The organism is Demequina gelatinilytica, from assembly GCF_000971115.1.
Classification (GTDB): Bacteria; Actinomycetota; Actinomycetes; order Actinomycetales; family Demequinaceae; genus Demequina; species Demequina gelatinilytica.
Window position 1 is genome coordinate 178,840 of the sequence record NZ_BBLV01000001.1, and the last position, 20,894, is coordinate 199,733.

Annotated in this window: 21 protein-coding genes; 4 read left to right on the forward strand and 17 right to left on the reverse strand. The window is 70.5% G+C overall.

Annotated features, from left to right (window positions below):
* Window position 1: 1 nt before the first annotated feature.
* From AOM00_RS00780 to AOM00_RS00840, 13 genes are all read right to left on the reverse strand, one after another.
* On the reverse strand, window positions 2-898 hold the full coding sequence (locus AOM00_RS00780; RefSeq protein ID WP_062515972.1) for a F0F1 ATP synthase subunit gamma: 897 nt from the start codon (window positions 896-898) through the stop codon (window positions 2-4).
* A gap of 3 nt (window positions 899-901) precedes the next feature.
* Window positions 902-2,533 (reverse strand): F0F1 ATP synthase subunit alpha, encoded by a 1,632-nt coding sequence (gene atpA, locus AOM00_RS00785; RefSeq protein WP_062515973.1) that lies wholly within the window; start codon window positions 2,531-2,533, stop codon window positions 902-904.
* 48 nt (window positions 2,534-2,581) lie between these two features.
* Window positions 2,582-3,394 (reverse strand): F0F1 ATP synthase subunit delta, encoded by an 813-nt coding sequence (locus AOM00_RS00790; protein ID WP_062515974.1) that lies wholly within the window; start codon window positions 3,392-3,394, stop codon window positions 2,582-2,584.
* Between the two features lie 4 nt (window positions 3,395-3,398).
* A complete protein-coding gene (locus AOM00_RS00795) occupies window positions 3,399-3,965 on the reverse strand; it encodes a F0F1 ATP synthase subunit B (protein ID WP_062516093.1) in 567 nt (188 codons plus the stop codon).
* 2 nt (window positions 3,966-3,967) lie between these two features.
* Window positions 3,968-4,195 carry an ATP synthase F0 subunit C gene (gene atpE / locus AOM00_RS00800; RefSeq protein ID WP_062302550.1) on the reverse strand — a complete coding sequence of 76 codons (228 nt, stop codon included), beginning with the start codon at window positions 4,193-4,195 and terminating at the stop codon, window positions 3,968-3,970.
* 55 nt (window positions 4,196-4,250) lie between these two features.
* Window positions 4,251-5,027 (reverse strand): F0F1 ATP synthase subunit A, encoded by a 777-nt coding sequence (atpB, locus tag AOM00_RS00805; protein WP_062516094.1) that lies wholly within the window; start codon window positions 5,025-5,027, stop codon window positions 4,251-4,253.
* Between the two features lie 161 nt (window positions 5,028-5,188).
* Complete coding sequence (locus tag AOM00_RS00810; RefSeq protein ID WP_062515975.1) at window positions 5,189-5,596, reverse strand: Cg1360 family ATP-synthase-associated protein; 408 nt, start codon at window positions 5,594-5,596, stop codon at window positions 5,189-5,191.
* Window positions 5,593-6,846 carry an MraY family glycosyltransferase gene (locus tag AOM00_RS00815; protein WP_062515976.1) on the reverse strand — a complete coding sequence of 418 codons (1,254 nt, stop codon included), beginning with the start codon at window positions 6,844-6,846 and terminating at the stop codon, window positions 5,593-5,595. Before AOM00_RS00815 ends, AOM00_RS00810 begins: the two co-directional genes overlap by 4 nt.
* Complete coding sequence (locus tag AOM00_RS00820) at window positions 6,843-7,490, reverse strand: L-threonylcarbamoyladenylate synthase (protein ID WP_062516095.1); 648 nt, start codon at window positions 7,488-7,490, stop codon at window positions 6,843-6,845. Before AOM00_RS00820 ends, AOM00_RS00815 begins: the two co-directional genes overlap by 4 nt.
* Window positions 7,491-7,505: 15 nt before the next feature.
* Window positions 7,506-8,396 carry a peptide chain release factor N(5)-glutamine methyltransferase gene (gene prmC / locus AOM00_RS00825; protein ID WP_082096383.1) on the reverse strand — a complete coding sequence of 297 codons (891 nt, stop codon included), beginning with the start codon at window positions 8,394-8,396 and terminating at the stop codon, window positions 7,506-7,508.
* 25 nt (window positions 8,397-8,421) lie between these two features.
* A complete protein-coding gene (prfA, locus tag AOM00_RS00830) occupies window positions 8,422-9,504 on the reverse strand; it encodes a peptide chain release factor 1 (RefSeq protein ID WP_062515977.1) in 1,083 nt (360 codons plus the stop codon).
* 22 nt (window positions 9,505-9,526) lie between these two features.
* Entirely contained in the window at window positions 9,527-9,736 is a 210-nt protein-coding gene (gene rpmE / locus AOM00_RS00835) for a 50S ribosomal protein L31 (protein WP_062515978.1), read from the reverse strand.
* Window positions 9,737-9,940: 204 nt separating this feature from the next.
* Window positions 9,941-10,408, reverse strand: coding sequence for a P-loop nucleotide/nucleoside kinase family protein (locus tag AOM00_RS00840; protein ID WP_062515979.1), 468 nt, complete (start codon window positions 10,406-10,408; stop codon window positions 9,941-9,943).
* Window positions 10,409-10,537: 129 nt separating this feature from the next.
* Here AOM00_RS00840 and AOM00_RS00845 point away from each other — a divergent pair, with 129 nt between their 5' ends.
* On the forward strand, window positions 10,538-11,470 hold the full coding sequence (locus AOM00_RS00845) for a PDDEXK-like endonuclease domain-containing protein (RefSeq protein ID WP_062515980.1): 933 nt from the start codon (window positions 10,538-10,540) through the stop codon (window positions 11,468-11,470).
* A gap of 57 nt (window positions 11,471-11,527) precedes the next feature.
* Here the strand turns inward: AOM00_RS00845 and AOM00_RS00850 are convergent, their stop codons facing one another.
* The 3 genes from AOM00_RS00850 to rho form a co-directional block, all read right to left on the reverse strand.
* Window positions 11,528-11,941: a hypothetical protein gene (locus AOM00_RS00850; RefSeq protein WP_156158958.1), complete on the reverse strand. Its 414-nt coding sequence runs from the start codon at window positions 11,939-11,941 to the stop codon at window positions 11,528-11,530.
* A gap of 79 nt (window positions 11,942-12,020) precedes the next feature.
* Window positions 12,021-14,366, reverse strand: coding sequence for an immune inhibitor A domain-containing protein (locus AOM00_RS00855; RefSeq protein ID WP_228373360.1), 2,346 nt, complete (start codon window positions 14,364-14,366; stop codon window positions 12,021-12,023).
* A 343-nt stretch (window positions 14,367-14,709) separates the two neighbouring features.
* Window positions 14,710-16,530 (reverse strand): transcription termination factor Rho, encoded by a 1,821-nt coding sequence (gene rho / locus AOM00_RS00860; protein WP_228373361.1) that lies wholly within the window; start codon window positions 16,528-16,530, stop codon window positions 14,710-14,712.
* Between the two features lie 308 nt (window positions 16,531-16,838).
* Here rho and AOM00_RS00865 point away from each other — a divergent pair, with 308 nt between their 5' ends.
* The 3 genes from AOM00_RS00865 to AOM00_RS00875 are packed head-to-tail and all read left to right on the forward strand — an operon-like array spanning window position 16,839 to window position 18,719.
* Window positions 16,839-17,267 carry a DUF6325 family protein gene (locus AOM00_RS00865; protein WP_062515983.1) on the forward strand — a complete coding sequence of 143 codons (429 nt, stop codon included), beginning with the start codon at window positions 16,839-16,841 and terminating at the stop codon, window positions 17,265-17,267.
* Between the two features lie 31 nt (window positions 17,268-17,298).
* A complete protein-coding gene (locus AOM00_RS00870; protein ID WP_062515984.1) occupies window positions 17,299-17,679 on the forward strand; it encodes an SHOCT domain-containing protein in 381 nt (126 codons plus the stop codon).
* Window positions 17,676-18,719: a TIGR00341 family protein gene (locus AOM00_RS00875; RefSeq protein WP_062515985.1), complete on the forward strand. Its 1,044-nt coding sequence runs from the start codon at window positions 17,676-17,678 to the stop codon at window positions 18,717-18,719. The genes AOM00_RS00870 and AOM00_RS00875 overlap by 4 nt, the downstream gene beginning before the upstream one ends.
* A 171-nt stretch (window positions 18,720-18,890) precedes the next feature.
* Here the strand turns inward: AOM00_RS00875 and AOM00_RS00880 are convergent, their stop codons facing one another.
* On the reverse strand, window positions 18,891-20,834 hold the full coding sequence (locus tag AOM00_RS00880) for a beta-galactosidase (protein WP_228373362.1): 1,944 nt from the start codon (window positions 20,832-20,834) through the stop codon (window positions 18,891-18,893).
* Window positions 20,835-20,894 lie beyond the last annotated feature (60 nt).

The window sequence follows — 20,894 nt, forward strand, 5'->3', positions numbered from 1 at the left end:
GTCACGAGGCCGCGAGCGCATCGGCGCCCGAGACGATCTCGCTGATTTCCTGGGTGATCTCGGCCTGACGCGCCTGGTTGGCGAGTCGGGTGTAGTTGCGGATGATGTCCTCGGCGTTCGAGGTGGCGGTGTTCATCGCACGCTGACGGCTCGCGAGCTCGGAGGCCGCGCAGTGCAGCAGGCTCGCGAAGATGCGCGACTCGATGTAGCGCGGCAGCAGCGCGTCGAGCACCAGCTCGGGCGACGGCTCGAAGTCGTACAACGGCTCGATCTCGCCCTCCTCCGTCTCCTCCACGCCCTCGACGATCTCGAGGGGCAGGAGACGCAGGACCATCGCCTGCTGCGTCACCATCGAGACGAACCGGGTGCCGACGATGTAGATCTCGTCGACGCCGCCGTCCTCCTTGGACGCCTGGAACCGCTCGAAGAGCGCACGGGCCATCTCGCGGGCGGTCTCGCGCTCCGGGGCGTCGGACGCGCCGGTCCACTGACCCGCGAGCTCGCGCCGGCGGAACGAGTAGTACGACACCGCGCGGCGGCCGGCCGCGAACTGCACGACCTCCTTGCCGTCCGCCTGGAGGCGACCGCGCAGGCGCTCGGCCTCACGGATGACGTTCGCGGAGTACGCGCCCGCCATGCCACGGTCCGCGCTGATGACCAGCACGGCCACGCGACCGGTGTCCGTCCGCACGGTCGTCAGCGGGTGGTCGACGCTCGAGTGCGCCGCCACCGCGCTGATCGCGCGCGTGATGGCCCGCGTGTACGGGGTGGCCTGCTCCACACGGAGCCGGGCCTTCCCGATACGCGAGGCCGCGATGAGCTCCATCGCGCGGAAGATCTTCTTGAGCGAGCTGGTCGCCCTGATCTTCTGCCGATAGACGCGCTGCTGTCCGGCCATCGGCTACTTCTTCTCCGCGACGATGCGCTCCTGCTCGACGGAGACGCCCTCACCGTCGTCGACGGTCGAGTCCGTGGTCAGCGCCACGCTCTCGCCCTCGAGGAAGGTCGAGACGAAGTCGTCGACGTGCGTGTGGAGCGCCGCCTCGTTGTCGTCGGACAGCTGACCGGTGGTCGCGATGTCGGACAGGATCGAGGTGTTGCGACGCAGGTGGTCGAGCAGCTCGCGCTCGAAGCGCAGCACATCGCCCACGGCGATCTTGTCGAGCTTGCCCTTGGTGCCGGCCCACACGGACACGACCTGCTCCTCGACCGGGAACGGCGAGTACTGGGGCTGCTTGAGCAGCTCCATGAGGCGTGCACCACGGGTCAGCTGCTGGCGCGAGGCCGCGTCGAGGTCGGACGCGAACATCGCGAACGCCTCGAGCGAGCGGTACTGCGCGAGCTCGAGCTTGAGCGTGCCGGAGACCTTCTTCATGGCCTTGACCTGCGCGGAGCCACCGACGCGCGACACGGAGATACCGACGTCGACCGCGGGGCGCTGGTTCGCGTTGAACAGGTCCGACTGGAGGAAGATCTGGCCGTCGGTGATCGAGATGACGTTGGTCGGGATGTAGGCCGAGACGTCGTTGGCCTTGGTCTCGATGACCGGGAGACCCGTCATCGAGCCCGCGCCCATCTCGTCCGACAGCTTCGCGCAACGCTCGAGCAGACGGCTGTGCAGGTAGAACACGTCGCCGGGGTACGCCTCGCGGCCCGGCGGGCGACGCAGGAGCAGCGACACGGCACGGTAGGCCTCGGCCTGCTTCGACAGGTCGTCGAAGATGATCAGGACGTGCTTGCCGTCGTACATCCAGTGCTGGCCGATGGCCGAGCCGGTGTAGGGCGCGAGGTACTTGAAGCCGGCCGGGTCGGACGCGGGGGCCGCGACGATGGTCGTGTACTCGAGCGCGCCGGCCTCCTCGAGGGCGCCACGCACCGAGGCGATGGTCGAGCCCTTCTGACCGATGGCGACGTAGATGCAGCGGACCTGCTTGGACGGGTCGCCGCTCTCCCAGTTGGCCTTCTGGTTGATGATCGTGTCGATCGCGATCGCGGTCTTGCCGGTCTGGCGGTCGCCGATGATCAGCTGGCGCTGGCCACGGCCGATCGGGATCATCGCGTCGATGGCCTTGAGACCCGTCTGGAGGGGCTCGTGCACCGACTTGCGCTGCATGACGCCGGGCGCCTGGAGCTCGAGCGCGCGGCGCGCCTCGGTCTCGATGTCGCCGAGGCCGTCGATCGGGTTGCCGAGCGGGTCGACCACGCGGCCGAGGTAGCCGTCGCCGACCGCGACGGAGAGCACCTCGCCGGTGCGCTGGACCGTCTGGCCCTCCTCGATACCCGTGAACTCACCGAGCACCACGACGCCGATCTCGCGGACGTCGAGGTTGAGCGCGAGGCCGAGCGTGCCGTCCTCGAAGCGCAGCAGCTCGTTGGCCATGCAGCCCGGAAGCCCCTCGACCTGCGCGATGCCGTCGGCCGCGAGCGTCACGCGACCCACCTCGTCGACCACGGCGCCCTTGGGCTCGTAGGACTTCACGTAGCTGTCGAGTGCAGCCCGGATCTCGTCGGGGCTGATCGTCAACTCTGCCATGCCATCTCTCCTGTCAGTACCGCCGTGGCGGCCGGTGGTGCGTCGGGCTTAACCGACAAGTCGTCGTCGTGCTTCGTCGAGCCGGGACAGGACGGTGCCGTCCACGACCTCGTGCCCGACCTGAACTCGGATGCCGCCCAGGACCTCGGGGTCCACAGCGACGTTGATCGTGACCTCGCGGCCGTACGCCTGCGTGAGCAGCGAGACGAGCCGCGTGCGCTGCGCCGCGCTGAGCTCGACCGCGGCGGTGACATGCGCGAGCACCTTCTCGCGGTGCTCGGCGGCGTCCTCGAGGAGCCGTTCGAGCGCCGGGAGCAGGCGGTGGCCACGCGGCACGCCCACGACCCTGCGCAGCAGGGCATCCGTGGTCGGCAGCAGCTTGCCGCCGAGCACGCCCTCGAGCAGCGCCAGACGCGCCTCCTTGGTCGCGGAGCGGTTGCCCAGCGCCGTGAGGAGGTCGCGGTCGCCGGAGACCGCCCGCTCGACGCGGAACAGCTGCTCCTCGACGTCGTCGAGGGTGCCCGCGTCGAGGGCGTACGCGAAGATCGCGCGCTCCCCCGCATCGTCGATCGCGTCGGCGAGGTCGTCCTCGGCCGACCAGCGCGCACCGGCGAACGCCGCGAGGGCGTCCACCACGCGCGGGTCGAAGGAGGCGAACAGCTGGCGGACCAGCTCGCCCTTGGACTCGGCCGAGCGGGCCGGATCCGTGAGGGCACGGCGGAGCGAGCCCGACCCGTCGAGCGCGTCCACCGCTGCGAACAGCTGCTCCGCGATGACGATGCCGTCCTTGCGGTTCGCCGCCATCACGGGGGCGAGCTGCTGGAGCACCGCGTCACGCGACGCCTGGCTCGTTCCACGCATGCGCTTAGCCCTCCGCCTTGACCGTCGACTCGAGGTCGTCGAGGAAGCTGTCGATCACACGCTGCTGACGGGCGTCGTCGGCGAGCGACTCGCCCACGATGCGCGACGCGAGCTCGGTCGCGAGCGAGCCGACCTCCGTACGCAGCGAGATGACCGCCTGGTGACGCTCGGCGTCGATCTGGCGCTGGGCCGTCTCGACGATGCGCTCCGCGTCCGTGCCGGCACGACGACGCGCCTCGGCGAGGATCTGCGAGGCCTCGACGCGCGCGTCCTCACGGATACGCGCGGCCTCGGCACGAGCCTCGGTGAGCTGAGCCGTGTACTCCTCGAGAGCGGCGGCGGCCTCGGCCTGAGCCTTCTCCGCCTTCTCGATGCCGCCCTGGATGAGCTCGGCGCGCTCGTCGAGCACGGTCTGCAGCTTCGGGAGGATCACCTTGGTGAAGACCACAGCGATGATCGCGAAGATCACGATCGACCACAGCAGGTCGTAAGGCGCGGGCAGGATCAGGTCCGCGCCCTCCACCTCCGAGGTGTGCGCCTCCTCCGCGAGAAGCAGAGTCTGGGCGAGCATCATCAGAAGATGAAGCCGGTGACCAGGCCGAGCAGCGCGAGCACCTCGACGAACGCGACACCGATGAACATCGTGGCACGGAGCTGGCCGGAGACCTCAGGCTGGCGGGCCATGCCCTCGATGGTCTTGCCGATCAGGATGCCCAGACCGATGCCGGGGCCGATCGCGGCAAGGCCGTAACCGATGGTCGCGAGGTTGCCCTCGACCGCAGCAAGAGTGGTGACGTCCACTTGTGTTTCCTTCCGTTGTGACGAGGCCAGGGCTTCTGGCCGCGCAGGCTTGGTTTTAGTGCTCTTCCTCGAGCGCCATGTTCAGGTACACGGCCGCGAGCATGGTGAAGACGTACGCCTGAAGCAGGGCCACGAAGACCTCGAACAGGGTGAAGGCGAAGCCCGCGGCGAAGGTCACCGCGCCCGTCGCCTTCATCGCCCCCGAAGCGGCGAAGAAGAAGTACTGGGTGGCGGAGAAGCACAGCACCAGCAGCAGGTGGCCCGCGATCATGTTCGCCGCGAGTCGCAGCGCCAGGGTGGCCGGTCGCAGGATGAACACCTGCAGGAACTCGATCGGCGTGAGCAGCAGGTAGATCGCCTTCGGCACGCCCGGGGGGAACAGCGAGTTCTTGAGGTACCCGCCCAGGCCGTGCTTCTTGACGCCGTGCGCCAGGTACAGCACGTAGACCCAGAGCGCCATGATGATCGGCAGGCCGATCAGCGACGTGCTCGCGATGTTGAGGAACGGGATCACGCCCGTGATGTTGAAGAACACGATCGCGAGGAAGATCGTGGTGAGGATCGGCAGGAAGCGCTTGCCCTCGTGGCCCATGACGGGCTCGACGATCTGGTCCTTGACGAAGTCGAGCAGGAACTCGATCGAGGCCTGGAAGCGGCCGGGGACCACCTTCGCGCGCTGCGCCACGATCGCGAACACCACGATGAGGGCGATCGCCGCGATGAGGCGCACCATCATGATGCGGTTGAACTCGAAGATCGTTCCGTCGCCGAAGAGGGCGGGCGGGAAGAAGTCGGTGATCGACGGGGCGTGGAAGCCGTCGGAGCTGAACATCCGTTCGATGTAGCTCTTCGACTCTCCCGAGTCGGCAGCCTCAGCGCTGACGACCGCTGCCAATAGGTTCCCCACGAAGTCTCCTGTGCGATGGCTTCTTGGGCGCGGACCATCGTCCGACGCCGTTGACTGCGCGCTAGCCTAACGCATCGAAGCCGGGACTAAGGACCCGGCTGGACGTACGGAATGCGCGCTTTGCGCATCGTGGCCACATCGACCACGAGCGATGCCACGATACCCGTGACGGCGGTGGCCGCGAACGCCACCTTGTGGAACGATTCGACGTTCTTCAGCAGCAGCAGCGCGACGATGATGACCAGCATCTTGCCCAGCCACGAGAAGGCGACGATGCCTGCCATGACATGCGGCGGCTTGCGATGCCCGACGAGCATCGCGACCGGCGTGGGGATCGCGCCGAGCGCGGCCACGGCGGCGCCGACCAGGGCGGCGACGGCCGCCGCGGGCCCCGCGACGGCCCACGCGATCGCGGCGCCGACCACGGCGATCGCACCGAGGACGATCCCGATGAGGACGATCGCACGGCGATACATCCGTGCCTCTGCGGTCATGGCTTCTCCTCGGTCAGGGTGGACGATGCGATGGCTGACGACGCGGCGGCCTGGGCGGCGGCCGCACGGGCCGCCAGGCGGGCATCGTGCCGCTTGCGCCCTTCGGGGGTGACCCGCTGGAGCGCGAAGATCGCGTGACCCAGGCGCCGCCACTGCCGCGAGAAGAACCTCGCGAGCCGCGGCGAGGCGGTCACCACCGCCGCGCCGATCACGCCGACCGCCGTGAACGCGATCGCGCCCGCCGGCGGCAGGAACACGATCGACACGGTCCCGTACGACAGCACGGCGGTCCAGATGTAGAGCACCGTGACGGCCCAGCGGTGCGAGTGCCCGCGCCGCAGCAGCAGGTGGTGCAGGTGGTGCTTGTCGGGCGAGAACGGCGAGTCGCCGCGCAGCGTGCGTCGCACCACGGCGGCCGTCATGTCCACCAGAGGGACCGCGAGGACCATGATCGGCAGGAGGATCGGGATGAAGGCCGGGACGCGCTCGCGCTCGGAGATCACGGCGGGGTCGATCTGCCCCGTCACGATGATCGCTGCCGCGGCGAGCATGAGCCCCAGCACCATCGAGCCCGAGTCGCCCATGAAGATGCGTGCCGGATGCACGTTGTGCGGCAGGAAGCCCAGGCACGCGCCCACGAGCAGCGCGACCACGATGGTCGCGAGCGACGAGTAGTCCCCCGGCGACGCGGAGCGCGCGAGCAGGTACGTGTACGCGAAGAAGGCCGTGCCGCCGATCGCGATCATGCCGGCGGCAAGCCCGTCGAGCCCGTCGACGAAGTTGACGGCGTTCATCGCGATCACCACCACGAACACCGTCGCGATGAGCGAGACGTACGAGCTCCCGATGGTGACGCCCGCGATGGGCACCGTCACCAGCTGCACGCCGCCCGAGGCGACCACCACGCCCGCGAGGAACTGTCCCGCGAGCTTGGCCATCCAGTCGAGGTCGAAGATGTCGTCGACCATGCCGAGCGCGCACACGATCGCGGCGCCGCCGAGCACGGCCCAGGCCTCGCGCCCCGCGTCGAACACGGGCATGAGGAACGGGATGGCCGATGCGACCACGCCCGCCGTGGCGAGACCGAGGAAGATCGCTATCCCGCCGAGCCGCGGGATCGGGGTGGTGTGGACGTCACGGGCGCGGACGGCGGTGATCGCGCCCACGCGGAAGGCGAGGTGGCGTGCCGCGGGGGTCGCGACGTACGCGACCAGCGCCGCGATAGCCATGAGCGTCAGGTAGACCTTCACCCGGCGTCACCTGCGACGGCGTCCTCCCCCACGATCTCGACGATGCGCTCGCGGGAGATCCCGCCCTGACGGACGATGCGCAGACGGTCGCCCGTCGCGTCGACGATGGTGGAGGCGACGCCGAGCGGGCTGTCGCCGGCGTCGAGATAGATCGCGACGGAGTCGCCCAGCTGCGTCTCCGCGTCGGCCGCGGTCGTCGCGGCAGGCTCGCCCGTCCTGTTCGCGCTGGTCACCGCGAGCGGGCCGGTGCGCGACAGCAGCGCGAGGGCGGCCGGGTGGTCGGGCACGCGCAGCGCGACGGTGCCGCGCGTCTCGCCGAGGTCCCATGCGAGCGACGGCTGCGCCTTGACGATGACCGTGAGGGCACCCGGCCAGCACTGCTCCATGAGCGCGCGGGCCGGTGCGGCCACCTCGCGTGCGAGGCCGTCGACCGTGCGGACGTCGGGGATGAGCACCGGCGGCGGCATCTGGCGACCGCGGCCCTTGGCCGCGAGCAGCGCCGTGACCGCGGTGGGGCTGAAGGCGTCGGCCCCGACCCCGTAGACGGTGTCGGTGGGCAGGACGATGACCGCTTGGCGGTTGACGGCGTCGACGGCGGCATCGAGCGACGGCCCCCAGGCGTTGGGGTCGTGGACGGGCAGGATCACGCGGTCAGTCTCTCAGACACCCACGCGCGTCGCGACGAGCATGCGGTCGCGTCCCGTGAGATCCGTGAGCGTGCGGACATCTCCCCACCACTCGGAGGACTCGGCGTACTCGCGCAGGGCAGGGCCCTGCTCGTCCCCGTGCTCCATCACCAGCACACCGCCGACGCGCAGCAGACGCTGCGCCTCGTCGAGGATCGCGCGCGGCACGGCGAGGCCGTCGGCGCCCAGGCCGTACAGCGCCTGCGGCGGATCGTGGAGCGCCACCTCCGGGTCGCGCGGGATCGCTGCGGTGGGGACGTACGGAGGGTTGGTGACCACCACATCGGCGCACTGGTCGAACTGGCGGAGGCAGTTGCGCGCGTCGCCGTAGACGGAGCGCAGGCGAGTGCGCACGTCCGCGGGCTGGGCGCGCGCGTTGAGGCGCAGGTAGACCAGCGCCTCCTCGCTCGCCTCGACCATCGCGACCTCCGCCTCGGGGATCTCCGTCGCGATCGAGATGCCGATCGCCCCGGAGCCGGCGCAGAGGTCGGTGACACGGACGGTGCCGCGCATCTCGAGCGCATCGCGCGCCGCGGCGATCGCGACGCCGGCCACCACCTCGGTCTCGGGCCGCGGGATGAACACGCCGGGCCCGACCTGGAGCTCGAGCGAGCGGAAGTACGCCTTGCCGGTGATGTGCTGGAGCGGCTCGCGGTCGACCCGGCGCGTGACGCGGGCCTCGAGGAGGTCCAGGTCGGCGCCGTCGGGCCACTCGTCGTCGCGCGCGGCGGCGGTACGGATGTAGCTGGGCTCGAGCCCCAGCGTGTGCGCGATCAGCACGATCGCGTCGTGGTGGGGCGAGGGGACGCCTGCGTCGGCAAGGCGTCGGGTGGTGTCGCGCAGGCGCGCGCCTACGGTGGGCACGGGTGGAGTCTACGGGGTGCGGACGCTACTCGGCCGCGGAGAGCCGGGCGGCCTCGTCCGCGTCGATCGCGGACTGGATGACCGGCTGGAGGTCGCCGGCGAGCACCTGGTCGAGGTTGTACGCCTTGTACCCCGTGCGGTGGTCCGCGATGCGGTTCTCGGGGAAGTTGTACGTGCGGATGCGCTCGGAGCGGTCGACCGTGCGGATCTGCGACCGGCGCATGTCCTGGGCCTCGGCCTCGGCGGCCTCCTTCTGCGCCGCGAGGAGACGTGCGCGCAGGATGCGCAGCGCGGACTCCTTGTTCTGGAGCTGGCTCTTCTCGTTCTGGCAGCTCACCACGATGCCGGTCGGGATGTGCGTGAGCCGCACCGCCGAGTCGGTCGTGTTGACCGACTGGCCGCCGGGGCCCGACGAGCGGTACACGTCGACGCGCACCTCGTTCATGTCGATCTCGACCTCGGAGACCTCCTCGACCTCCGGGTAGACGAGCACGCCGGCCGCCGAGGTGTGGATGCGGCCCTGCGACTCGGTCGCGGGCACGCGCTGCACGCGGTGCACGCCGCCCTCGTACTTGAGCTGGGCCCACACGCCGTCCTCGGGCTCGACGGAGCCCCGCGCCTTCACGGCGACGGACACGTCCTTGTACCCGCCCATGTCGGTGTGCACGGCCTCGAGGACCTCGGCCTTCCAGCCCTTGGTCTCCGCGAACTTGAGGTACATCTTCAGCAGGTCGCCCGCGAACAGCGCGGACTCCTCGCCGCCCTCACCCGACTTGATCTCGAGGATCACGTCGCGCGCATCGTCGGGATCGCGCGGGATGAGGATGCGCCGGAGGTGCTCGGTGGCCTCCTCGACGGCGCCTTCGAGGGCCGGGATCTCCTCGGCCATCTCGGGGTCGAGGTCCGCCAGCTCCTGGGCGGCCTCGAGATCGTCCTGGGCGCTCCTCCAGGCCCGATGCGCGGCGACGACGCGGCCGAGCTCCGCGAAGCGACGCCCGAGCGTGCGCGCCCGTCCGCCGTCCGCGTGAACCGCGGGGTCGGCGAGCTGCTGCTCGATGTCGGCGTACTCGTCCAGCATCGGCTGGACGGCTGCGAAGGCTTCGGCCACGTCGTCGCGCGGGTGAAGCGGGTTACTTCTTGTTGCCGTAGCGGCGCTCGAAGCGCGCCACGCGGCCACCGGTGTCCATGATCTTCTGCTTGCCCGTGTAGAACGGGTGGCAGGCCGAGCAGACCTCGACGCTGATCGCGCCGGACGTCACGGTGGACTTGGTCTCGAACGCGTTACCGCAGGTGCACGTGACAGTGGTGGTCACGTACTCGGGGTGGATGTCCTTCTTCATGATCTCCCTTAGTTCGCCACCGGGTCCCGCACGTCTCTCGCACAGGTGAACCGGCAACCTGGGACCCCGTCCGCAGGCGGGGCCAACGAACAATTGTGCCACGCGTGTCAAGCCCGGGCGAATCCGCCGCTGCGCCGCGCGCCCCACCCCGCGCTCGCGGGACATGAAGGTCGGATCCAGACTGGATCCTGCATCCATGTCCCGCTAGGGCGCCTTGACGATGCGCAGCGGCCCCTCCTCCTCCGTCGGCACCTCGAAGCCCTCGAGGTAGGCGGTCGCCGCCGCGGCCGACACGGCGATGTCGTCGGCGGAGCGGTTCCCGCGCGCGGCGAGCCTCGCGAGGATCGTCTCGCGCGGGGTGTCCAGGTAGTGCACAGCGGGGACGATGCCGTGCGCGGCAAGCAGCTCGCGGTAGGCGTCGCGCTGCCCGCGCGACCAGAACGACGAGTCCACCACGGCGCGCTCGTCCCGCGCGACGACGGCCAGGAGAGACTCCTGGACGCGCGCGTGCACCTCCGCGCGGGCATCGTCCGCCAACGGATGCTCGCGGAACCCGAGCTCCCACGCGATGCGATCGAAGGACAGCACCTCGTAGCCCCGGGCCTCGAGCCCTCTCGCGTAGGTGGACTTGCCGGAGCCAGCCATCCCGCACGTGAGAATCACCTGGTCCATGCGGTCAACCTACGCCAGCGGGACATGAAGGTCGGATCCAGGCTGGGTCCTGCATCCATGTCCCGCCAGGACCCGCGACTTCTCCACACCGGGTTCCCCCGACGCGCCATGGGGCGTCGAATGCGAGTCATGCGTCTCCTCCCCGACCTCGTCTCGCTCGACCGTCCGCTCCCCGAGTTCCTCGTCGCCAATGCACACGCATTCACCCGCGCCGACCTGCGCGCGCGGTGGTCGAGAGCGGCGCTCGAGAACGCCGTCCGCTCAGGCGACGCCCGCCGGGTCCTACCCGGCGTCTACTGCGCCCGGACGTACACAGGGTCGCCGACCGTCCGCGGCGAGGCGCTCAACCTCTGGCATCCAGCCGGCCTGGTGACCGGGCCGCTCGCGCTCCGCCTCTATGGCGTCCCCGTCGCAGCCGCGCCGGTCGCGCATATCCGCGTGCAGAACGGCTTCCGCCCCCGCACCCCACCGTGGGTGCGGTGCCTCCAAGGTGAGCGCATCCTTGTGTCGAGCGCACCTTCCGGAGTCTCATGCGTGGTGCCCGAGCTCGCTCTGCTCGATGCATGGCGCCTCGCATCGCCACCGCAGCGCCTCGACATCCTGTGGGAGTCGCTGTGGGCACGCGTCTGCACCTGGCGGCAGCTCGCCCGCGCCGAGCAGGGTGCCGCTCGGATACCTGAGCGGCACCGGCTCCAGCGGGTTCTCGGATGGTTCGAGGACGGCGCCACCACGCCGCTCGAGGTACGGGCACGTCACGAGGCATTCGCGGACCGACGTTTCAGCGGCTTCGAGCGCCAGGTAGGGCTACGCCTGCCGACGCGCCATGCCACGGTGGACATGCTGCACCGGGCGGCACGCGTGATCGTCGAGCTCGACGGCGACCGCTACCACTCGACGCGCGAGGCACGCGATGCGGATCGTGAGCGTCAGACCGACCTCGCCGCGGCGGGCTGGGTGGTGCTGCGCTTCGGATGGCGGGACATCGTCGACAGACCCGGCTGGTGCCGTGAACGTGTGCTTGAAGTGGTGGCACGTCGACTCGCGCGCCCCAGCGGGACATGAGGGCCGGATCCGAGCCAGATCCTGCAATCATGTCCCGCTGAGGCGGTGCGGGGCCGCCTACTGGACGATGCGCAGGGAGACGATGCGCGCGGGCATCCCGTCGCCGCAGGGCGCGTCGTGCGTGCCGAGCTCCTCGACCTTGGCGGTCACCGTGTCCCCCACGACCAGGCCGTCGGGCACCGCGCCGACCAACGACCAGGCGACACCGTCGTCCGTAGTGACCTCGGTGCACCCGTCCGTGAGCGCCGTCACGCGTCCGGCGAGGACGCCGGACGGGATCACGTCGGTGGGCGTCGACGGCGGCGCGGTCGGGGTCGGGAGCGTCGGCAGCTCCGAAGGCGACAGGGGCGCCGCACTGCTCGAGGACGGCGTCGCCGCGCCCGTCGCATCGTCCCCGGGGGACGCCGGGCCGCACGCGGCCATCATCGCCGCCACCGCGACGGCGACCACGGGCACCGCCAGCCTTCGCACCCTTCCATGGTCCTCCTCGCGACGCGGGACGGCGCCCGGAGGCCGGGCCTCCGGGCGCCGCCGCGCCGTCATCGTGCGGTCAGCTCACGCGGACCGTCATGGACGTGCCCTGCTGCTTGACCACGCGGATCTCCACGCCGGCGGCGGGGAGCTTGACGCCGTGGTTCGGCAGCTCGGGGTACCAGTACGTGTCCGTGTCGTCGAACACCGCGTTGCCGGCGGAGCCCTTGATGAAGCTGGGGACCCCGGCGATGTGCAGGGTGAACGAGTCCGCCCTGCGCTTGCTGAACGGCGCGTCGTAGACCTGGACGCGCGCGCGCCAGTAGTTGCCGTTGACGTCCTTCATCGGCTTCGGGTGGGAGTCGATGTAGAGGTTGCGGCCGCTGCCCGGGTGCGCGTAGGTGTCGTTGTCCGAGTAGGACAGGTCCCAGTACGAGATGAGCAGGCCCTCCTGGTAGGAGAAGTGGTCCACCCAGTCCGGCTTGGCGCTCCCGTAGCCGAAGAAGTACGGCCCGGTCTCGAGGTAGCGGTCGTACGACGTGTACGAGCGGTTGGCCGCGATGTAGTAGTTCGGGTAGTCCTGCGTGGACGAGGACCCGACCGCGGTGAAGCCGTCGACCGTCCAGCCGCCGTCGCCGTCCTCCGCGCCGTCGCTGAACACGCCGTCGATCGCGAGGTCGTCGAGGAACACCCCGTCCACGACATTCTGGTCGTTGCCCGCGACGCCGCCGTCCGTGGTGTACCGCAGACGCAGCGAGACCGTCTGACCGGCGAAGGCGCTGAGGTCGTACGATGCTCCGATCCAGTCGGCCTGGGTGCCGTCCGTCGATGCCGGTTCGTCCACCGTGGTGATCGAGCCCGGGATCGGCACGAAGCCGCCACCGCTGTCGACCTCGACGTAGAGGTAGTCGTAGCCCTCCTCGATGTCGTACCGCGTCTGGAACGTGAGCTCCGGGGAGCCCTCGGGCAGCGTCACCTCACGCGTGAGCGTGCTGGTCAGATCGTCCGCGGAACCGGAGTACCACTGGTAGTCCCCGCTCGCCGGCTCCCCGAGATCGGTGGTCACCGTCTTCTCCGGCAGCCCGACGATGAGGGCCTGCGGCTTCTTGGTGTTGTACTCCGACGGCCCGAGCTTCACGGTCGCACGGTCCCCCGCCTCGACGTACTCGTAGTCGAGCCAGCCGAGCATGAGCTTGTTCCACGCGCCCAGGTCGCCTCCGCGCTCGCCGATGCCGCCGTCGGTCTTGGCGCCGAGCCGGCTCTGCGCCATGAGGGTCCAGTACTCGTTGTTGTTGTCGCCGCCGGACTGCACGTTGTAGTCGTCGGGCAGACCGAGGTCGTGGCCGTACTCGTGGTAGAACACGCTGCGCCCGCCGTTCTCCGGCTGCATCGTGTAGTCGCCGATCCACACGCCCGAGGTGCCGATCTGGGTGCCGCCGAGGAGGTTGCCCTCGGGGCCCGTCTGCCCTGCGTAGTTGTAGTAGGCGTACCAGCGGTGCGACCAGATGGCGTCGGAGCCGTAGATGGGGTCGCCGTCGGCCTGGTCGCCGCCGGCGTGCACGATCTGGAAGTGGTCGATGTAGCCGTCGGGCTCGTTGAAGTCACCGTCGCCGTCGTAGTCGTAGCGGTCCCACTGGTCGAACGACTGCAGGTCCGCGTTCACCTCCTCGACGGAGCGGCCCTGCGCGAGCTGGTCCTCGTACCAGACGTTCGCCGCGTCGCGCACGAGCGCCCAGACGCTCGTGCAGACGTTGCCCCCGCAGATGTCGGTGCCGTAGCGGCCCTCCGTGTAGTCGACCTTGACCCAGTCGGTCACCTCGCCGTCCACGCTGTAGCGTCCGGACGACTGGGTCTCGTAGTACTCGCGCAACGACTCGTCGTCGCCGAAGTAGAGGTTCTGGAAGTAGTCGGACGAGTAGTCCGCCTGCCAGACCGTGCTGTTGTCCACCGATCGGTCGGGCTCGGGGATCTCGTTGTGGAGCGGGCCCTCGGTGCGCTGCGCGTCCTCGGCGGCACCGTACGGGTTCGGGGTGTCGCCGAACTCCGCCAGCACCACGAAGATGCGGTCGGTCGCCTCGCGCGACAGCTCGACGTACTGATCCCTGGTCTTGGGCTCATGGCCCTTGGAGCCCTTCGAGCCCTTGGTGGAGCCCTTCTTCCCGCTCGCCTGAGCGGTCTCGACCTCCTCGCCGACCTTGACGACGGTGCTGCCACCGCGCTGCTCCACCGTGAGGTCTCCGTCGAGCACGCCCGTGATCGCCGCCTCGCGCAGCGCCGAGCGCTTCTCGTCGAGCGGGTTGGGCATGTTGTCGGAGGGCACCGCCTCGGCGGTGCCCGTGTCATCCGGAGGGACGAGGCTCGACGCGGTCGCGGCGGGTGCCGCCGCCATGCCCGCGCCGAGGATCATCAGGGTGGTGGTTGCCAACAGTTTCTTGCGCACGTATGCCTCCCGGGTTGAGGGACGCCGCACCCGCTGATGACGGATGCAGCGCGATACAAGGCGGCCGCGCTCACGCGGCCGCCGTGCTGCACGCCTCCGCCCTGCGGCTCTGATGGGGCCCACGGCATCGGCGCCATGCCCGAAACGCATGAATTACTACGCTTTGAGCACATGGTCACCATATGGCAAGGTTCTGCGACGCGCGCAAGGTGAACCGCACATCGTCCTGCGCATCACGCACGATTCGCGCGCAGATGCCGCACCGGCACAAGAAAAGGCCGGGCCCGCCTTGTGGCGGACCCGGCCCTGACGCGCGCGAGCGGCGAGGCTACTTCTCCTCGTCCATCCCCGGCGTGGTCTTGGCGACCTGCATGAGGAACTCGGCGTTGGTCTTGTTCTCCTTGAGCTTGCCCAGGAGCACCTCGATGGCCTGCTGCTGCTCGAGCCCCGTGAGGACGCGGCGCAGCTTCCACATGATCTTGAGCTCGTCGGCGCTCATGAGGATCTCCTCACGGCGCGTACCCGACGCGTTGACGTCGACGGCCGGGAAGATGCGGCGGTCGGCGAGCGTGCGCGAGAGCTTGAGCTCCATGTTGCCGGTGCCCTTGAACTCCTCGAAGATCACCTCGTCGGCCTTCGAGCCGGTCTCCACGAGCGCGGTCGCGAGGATGGTGAGCGAGCCGCCGTTCTCGATGTTGCGCGCGGCGCCGAAGAAGCGCTTGGGCGGGTACAGCGCCGACGAGTCGACACCGCCCGACAGGATGCGGCCGGACGCGGGCGCCGAGATGTTGTAGGCGCGGCCCAGACGCGTGATCGAGTCGAGCAGCACGACCACGTCGTGGCCCATCTCGACCAGGCGCTTCGCACGCTCGATCGCGAGCTCGGCGACGGTGGTGTGGTCGTCTGCCGGACGGTCGAAGGTCGAGGCGATGACCTCTCCCTTGACCGTGCGCTGCATGTCCGTGACCTCCTCGGGGCGCTCATCGACGAGCACGACCATGAGGTGGACCTCGGGGTTGTTCGTGGTGATCGCGTTGGCGATCGACTGCAGCACCAGCGTCTTGCCGGCCTTGGGCGGCGACACGATGAGGCCGCGCTGACCCTTGCCGATCGGCGCCACGAGGTCGATGACGCGGTTGGTCATGTTGCGCGGCTCGGTCTCGAGGTGGAGACGGTGCTGCGGGTACAGCGGCGTGAGGTCGCCGAACGCGGGGCGGTTCCGAGCCTCCTCGGTCGCCATGCCGTTGACCTTGTCGACGCCGGCGAGGGCATTGAACTTCTGGCGCTGACCGCGCTCGCCCGGGCGGGGCGGGCGGACGGTGCCGGTGATGGCGTCGCCCTTGCGCAGGCCGTACTTCTTGATCTGGTTCATCGACACGTAGACGTCCGACTTGCCGGGGAGGTAGCCGGTGGTGCGGATGAACGCGTAGTTGTCGAGGATGTCGACGATGCCGCCGACCGGGGTCAGCTCCTCGTCGTCGCGGGCGTCGTCCTCGTCGTGCTGCGGCTGGCCGGCGACCTCGACCACATCGCGGTCGCGCCCCCGTCCGCGGCCACGACCGCGGCCGCGGCGCCGGCGGCCGCCGCGCTCGTCGTCGTCGGCCTGCTGGCCCTGCGCCTGGCGCGGGCCCTGCTGGCGCTGCTCGTCGTCGCCCTCCTCGCGGTCGCCACGCGGCAGGTCGAGGCTCACGGCCTCCTTGGCGCGTCGCGCGCGGTCCTCGGCGGCCTCGGACGCGGGCTCGGGCTGGCGGTCGCCACGCGGCAGGTCGAGGCTCACGGCCTCCTTGGCGCGCCGCGCACGGTCCTCGGCCTTGTCGCCCTCGACGGGCGCCTGCGGTGCGGACTGGGGGGACGATGCGCGACGCGAGCCGCGCGCACGGCGCTCGCCCTGCGGCGCCTCGCCCGCGTCCTGCTGCGAGTCCTGCTTCGCGGGCTCCTTGGCCGGCTCCTTGGACGGCTTCGCGGCGGGGGCCTCGGCCTTCTGCTTGGCCGGCACCACGCCGCCGTTCTTGATCGCCTCGACCAGGTCGGCCTTGCGCATGCGCGCCGTGCCGGAGACGCCGAGCTCGGCGGCGAGCGCCTGGAGCTGGGCAAGCTTCATCGCGGAGAGGGTGGCGGTCTGGTCGGGCGCCACGGTCGTGTCAGTCACGTAAGTTCCCTTCATCGCACGAGCCCCTGTGGCTCCAGAAGTGCGAGATCATCCACGTGGGTACGGCTGACCAAGACATCATCGTCAGACGCCTGCAACGTGGATTGCGCTCCCCGGGGCGACGTGCGCCTTCCGGTGGAAGCGGAGCCAGGCTATCACCGCGGCCCCCGGTGACACAATCACCCCTCGTGTTCCCGGGTGTCGGCGCACACCGCTCCTGTTGCCGCGCATCGTCCGCGGGCCTAGCCTGCGAGAGGGAGGGCCCACGCGAGGCGCCCCGAGAGCATCGACATCCGAGGAGCTGCGCCGTGATCGGACCGGTAGAGATCGTCACCATCGCCTTCCCGGAGGACCGCTTCGACGGCTCGATCCTCCCCGAGCTGCGCCGCCTGGTCGAGACCGGGGTGATCTCGATCGTCGACGCCGTGATCGTGCGCAAGGACGTCGAGGGCGGGGTCGAGATCCTCGAGCTCGCCGAGGTCACCGACGACGAGGATGTGGCCGCGCTGAGCGAGCTCCTCGCGCGCATGGACGGGCTGCTCAACGACGAGGACGCCGAGATCGTCGTCGAGTCCCTCCCGCCGGGCGGTACCGCGGCCATCCTGTGCTTCGAGCACTCGTGGGTGGTGCCGTTGCGCGACGCGATCGTCGCGAACGGCGGCGAGCTGCTCGACACCGTGCGGGTGCCGGGCCCGGTGGTGCAGGAGGTCCTCGACGCGGTCAGCGCCGAGGCGTAGGGGTTCGGGCGCGAGAGCGAGGAGAGCGACGATGCGCAGGGTGGGACGACCGGGTCTGATCGGGACCATGGCGCGGACGGCGGTCATCGCCGGGACCGCGCAGGCGGTGGGCGGCAACGTGTCGCGCCGCCAGAACCAGCGGTGGGCTGCCAAGGAGCAGCAGGCGCAGGCGGAGCAGTACGCCGTGGAGCAGCAGGCGTACCAGCAGCAGCAGTCGCAGGCGCAGATGGCCGCGATGCAGGCCGAGCTCGCCGCGCTGAAGGCCGCGCCGGCACCCGCCCAGGTCGAGGCGGCGCCCGCCGCGGGCGGCAGCGACCTCATGGCGGAGCTCCAGAAGCTCGCGCAGATGAAGGAGGCGGGCATCCTGTCCGACGCGGAGTTCGCGGCGGCCAAGGCGAAGCTCCTGGGGTGAGCACCCCTGCATCCACGCCCCGCGCGACGCGTTGGGGCGCGAAGCTCAACTCCGTCGACTACATGCGCGACGCGGTGCTGTTCGAGGGCCGGACGGCACGCTCGCAGCACACCCGCTTCTGGCTGCTCCTCATCCTCGCCTCGGTGATCGCGACCGCGGGCGTGGTCGCGGACTCGACCGCGACGGTGATCGGCGCGATGATCGTCGCGCCGCTCATGCGCCCCATCCAGGGGACGATGCTCTCGACCGTCCTGGGCGACCACCGGAACCTGGTCCGATCCGTCGGCATCATGGTCGCGGGGGCGACCGCGGCGATCGGCGTCGGGTTCGTCATCGGGCTGCTGGTGATCCAGCCGATCACGGCGGCGACCAACGCCCAGGTCGCCGGCCGCGTGTCCCCGGGCGTGGTCGACCTCCTCGCGGCGCTCGCGACCGGCGTGGTGGGCTCGATCGCGCTGCTGCGCTCCGACATCTCCGACACGCTTCCCGGCGTCGCGATCGCGATCTCGCTGGTGCCGCCCCTGACCGTGGTGGGCCTCACCGCGGAGTCGGGCGCATGGGCGCAGGCGGCGGGCGCGCTCCTGCTCTTCCTCACCAACGTCGCCGCGATCCTCGCGACGGGCTCCGTGGTGATGGCGATCTACGGCTTCGCGAACGTGCGCATCGAGATGGCCGAGGACAAGGAGGCGGAGCGGCGGCGGCGTGCCCGCGCCTACCTCACGACGATCGTGCTCCTCGTGGTGGTGACGGTGCCGCTCGCCTACTCTACCGCTCAGAGCATCGAGTCGCGCTCCCGCATGGGACGCGTCACGAACTTCGTGAACGAGGCGACCGAGGGCACGCGCTGGGACCTGGTGTCGATCACGCCGCGCGAGGGCGGCAAGGTCCACGTGATCGTCAAGGGCCAGCCTCCCCTGCCGGACATGGCCAAGGTGTACGACGCGATGGAGCAGGACGGCCTCGACACCTCGCTCATCGAGATCGAGATGGTCCCCACGTACACGTTCGATGCGGACCACCTCGAGGCGCCGAGCTCCTGACCACCCCGACACTCGCAACGGATCTCGCCGCGACACGCCGGCGTGTGACCGTCACCACGGGGCGACACGCCTGCGAACCGGGACCAGCTCCGTTGTGAGTGTCGGAGGTGGCGGAGGTGGCGGAGGTGGCGGAGGCGGCGGAGGCGGCGGAGGTGGCGGAGCCGCGGGACGTCAGCCGCGCAGGATCACCACGTCCCGCGGTCCCACCTGCACGTCCTGGCCGGCCACCGTCACCGTGGACGATGCGGGGGCGTGGTTGAGCACGAACGTACGGTCCCCTCGCGTCACCACCTCGACGCCCGGGGGCAGCGCCGTCCACGGCACGCCGGCGTCCTCGAGCACGCGCTCCACGGCGTCGCCCAGCCGCTCAGGGGCCGTCGCGACGTAGAAGGCCGCGCCGTCCCCGTGCACCTTCCGGGTGATCGCGGGCTGTCCGTCGAGGTCCTCGGAGCCCACGAACGTCGCGAGCACCTCCGCGTCGCGGACGCGCACCAGCTCGCCCCACTCGGACACCGACCCCGCGGCGAGACCCGCGATGCGCCCGGTCCGCAACGGCCACAGCTCCTCGACCCGCACGCCGAGCGCCTCCTGAAGGGCGCCCAGGTAGCCCCCGAGGCGCGCGTGCGCGTGCTGGTCCAGCACCGCCGTCTGGTACCCGACCACCAGCTGGCCGCCGCGTGCCGGGACGCCGGCGAGGTTCTCGAGCGCAGCATCGTCCAGGGCGATGGCGCCGGCGGCGATCACCACGTCGTAGCCGCCGAGGTCGCCCGACGGGTGCACCATGTCGACCAGCACGCCGCGCCGCCACAGCGCGCGGTACCAGCGGGTGAGCTGCTCGACGTACGACAGCCGCGACGGCATCGAGCCCTGCTCGAGCGCCCACCACGACGGCCAGTCCACGACCATCGCGACCCGCGCCTCGCAGCGTGCCCCGCGGATGTCCGCGATCGAGGCGAGCTCGGCGCCGAGCGCCTCGGTCTCCCGGTAGATCCGCGAGTCCTCTCCCGCGTGGGGGACCATCGCCGCGTGGAACTTCTCCGAGCCCGCCTGGGACGCGCGCCACTGGAACTGCATGATCCCGTCCGCGCCGCGCGCGACCGACTGCAGCGAGAGCAGACGATGCATGCCCGCGGGCTTGGGCGCGTTGAACTCGCGCCAGTTGACCGCGCTGGTCGCCTGCTCCATGAGCATCCAGGGCCGGCCCCCGCCCAGCGAGCGCATGAGGTCGCGCGCCATCGCCGCGAGCATGGGCGACTCCGGGTCCTCAGGGTCCGGGTAGAGGTCGTCCGAGATGAAGTCGAGGTCGTCCGCCCAGGTCCAGTAGTCGATGTTCTTGAAGAGCCCCATGAAGTTCGTGGTGAGGGGGATGTCCGGCGTGACCTCGCGGAGCACCGCGATCTCGGCGCGCAGGCACGCGCGGAGCTCGTCGGAGCTGTAGCGGTCGAAGTCGAGGGTCTGCGTCGGGTTGGTCCCCGCCGGCGTCACGCGCGGCGGGTCGACCTGGGCGAACTCCGTGTACCGCTGGGACCAGAAGGACGTGCCCCACGCGGCGTTGAGGGTGTCGATGTCGCCGTAGCGCTCGCGGAGCCAGACCCGGAAACCGACCGCGGCCTCGTCGGAGTAGTCGCGCGACACGTGGCAGCCGTACTCGTTGCCCACGTGCCATGCCTCGAGCGCGGGGTGCGTGCCGTAGCGCTCGGCCAGCGCGCGGACCAGCCTGGTCGCGTGGGTGCGGTACGCGGCGGACGAGGGCCGGTAGTGCTGGCGTCCACCGAAGCTGAGGACCGTGCCGTCGTCGGTGACCGGCAGGATCTCCGGGTGCTTGTCGACCAGCCACTTGGGCGGGGACGCGGTGGCCGTCGCGAGGTCCGCCCGCACGCCGTTGGCGTGCATGAGGTCCATGAGGTCGTCGAGCCACGCGAAGTCGTACTCGCCGTCGCGCGGCTCGAGCCGCGCCCATGAGAACACGCCGATGGTCGCGACCGTCACGCCCGCGCGGCGCATGAGGCGCATGTCGTCGTCCCACACGTCGCGGGGCCACTGCTCGGGGTTGTAGTCGCCTCCGTACCAGAGCGCGGTCATGCCGGAAGGGGTGCGCAGAGCGTCGTCGGTCATGCCCGCATCGTAGGCGCGTCGCACCCGGGACCACCGTCGGCATCGTCCCTCCGAGGGACG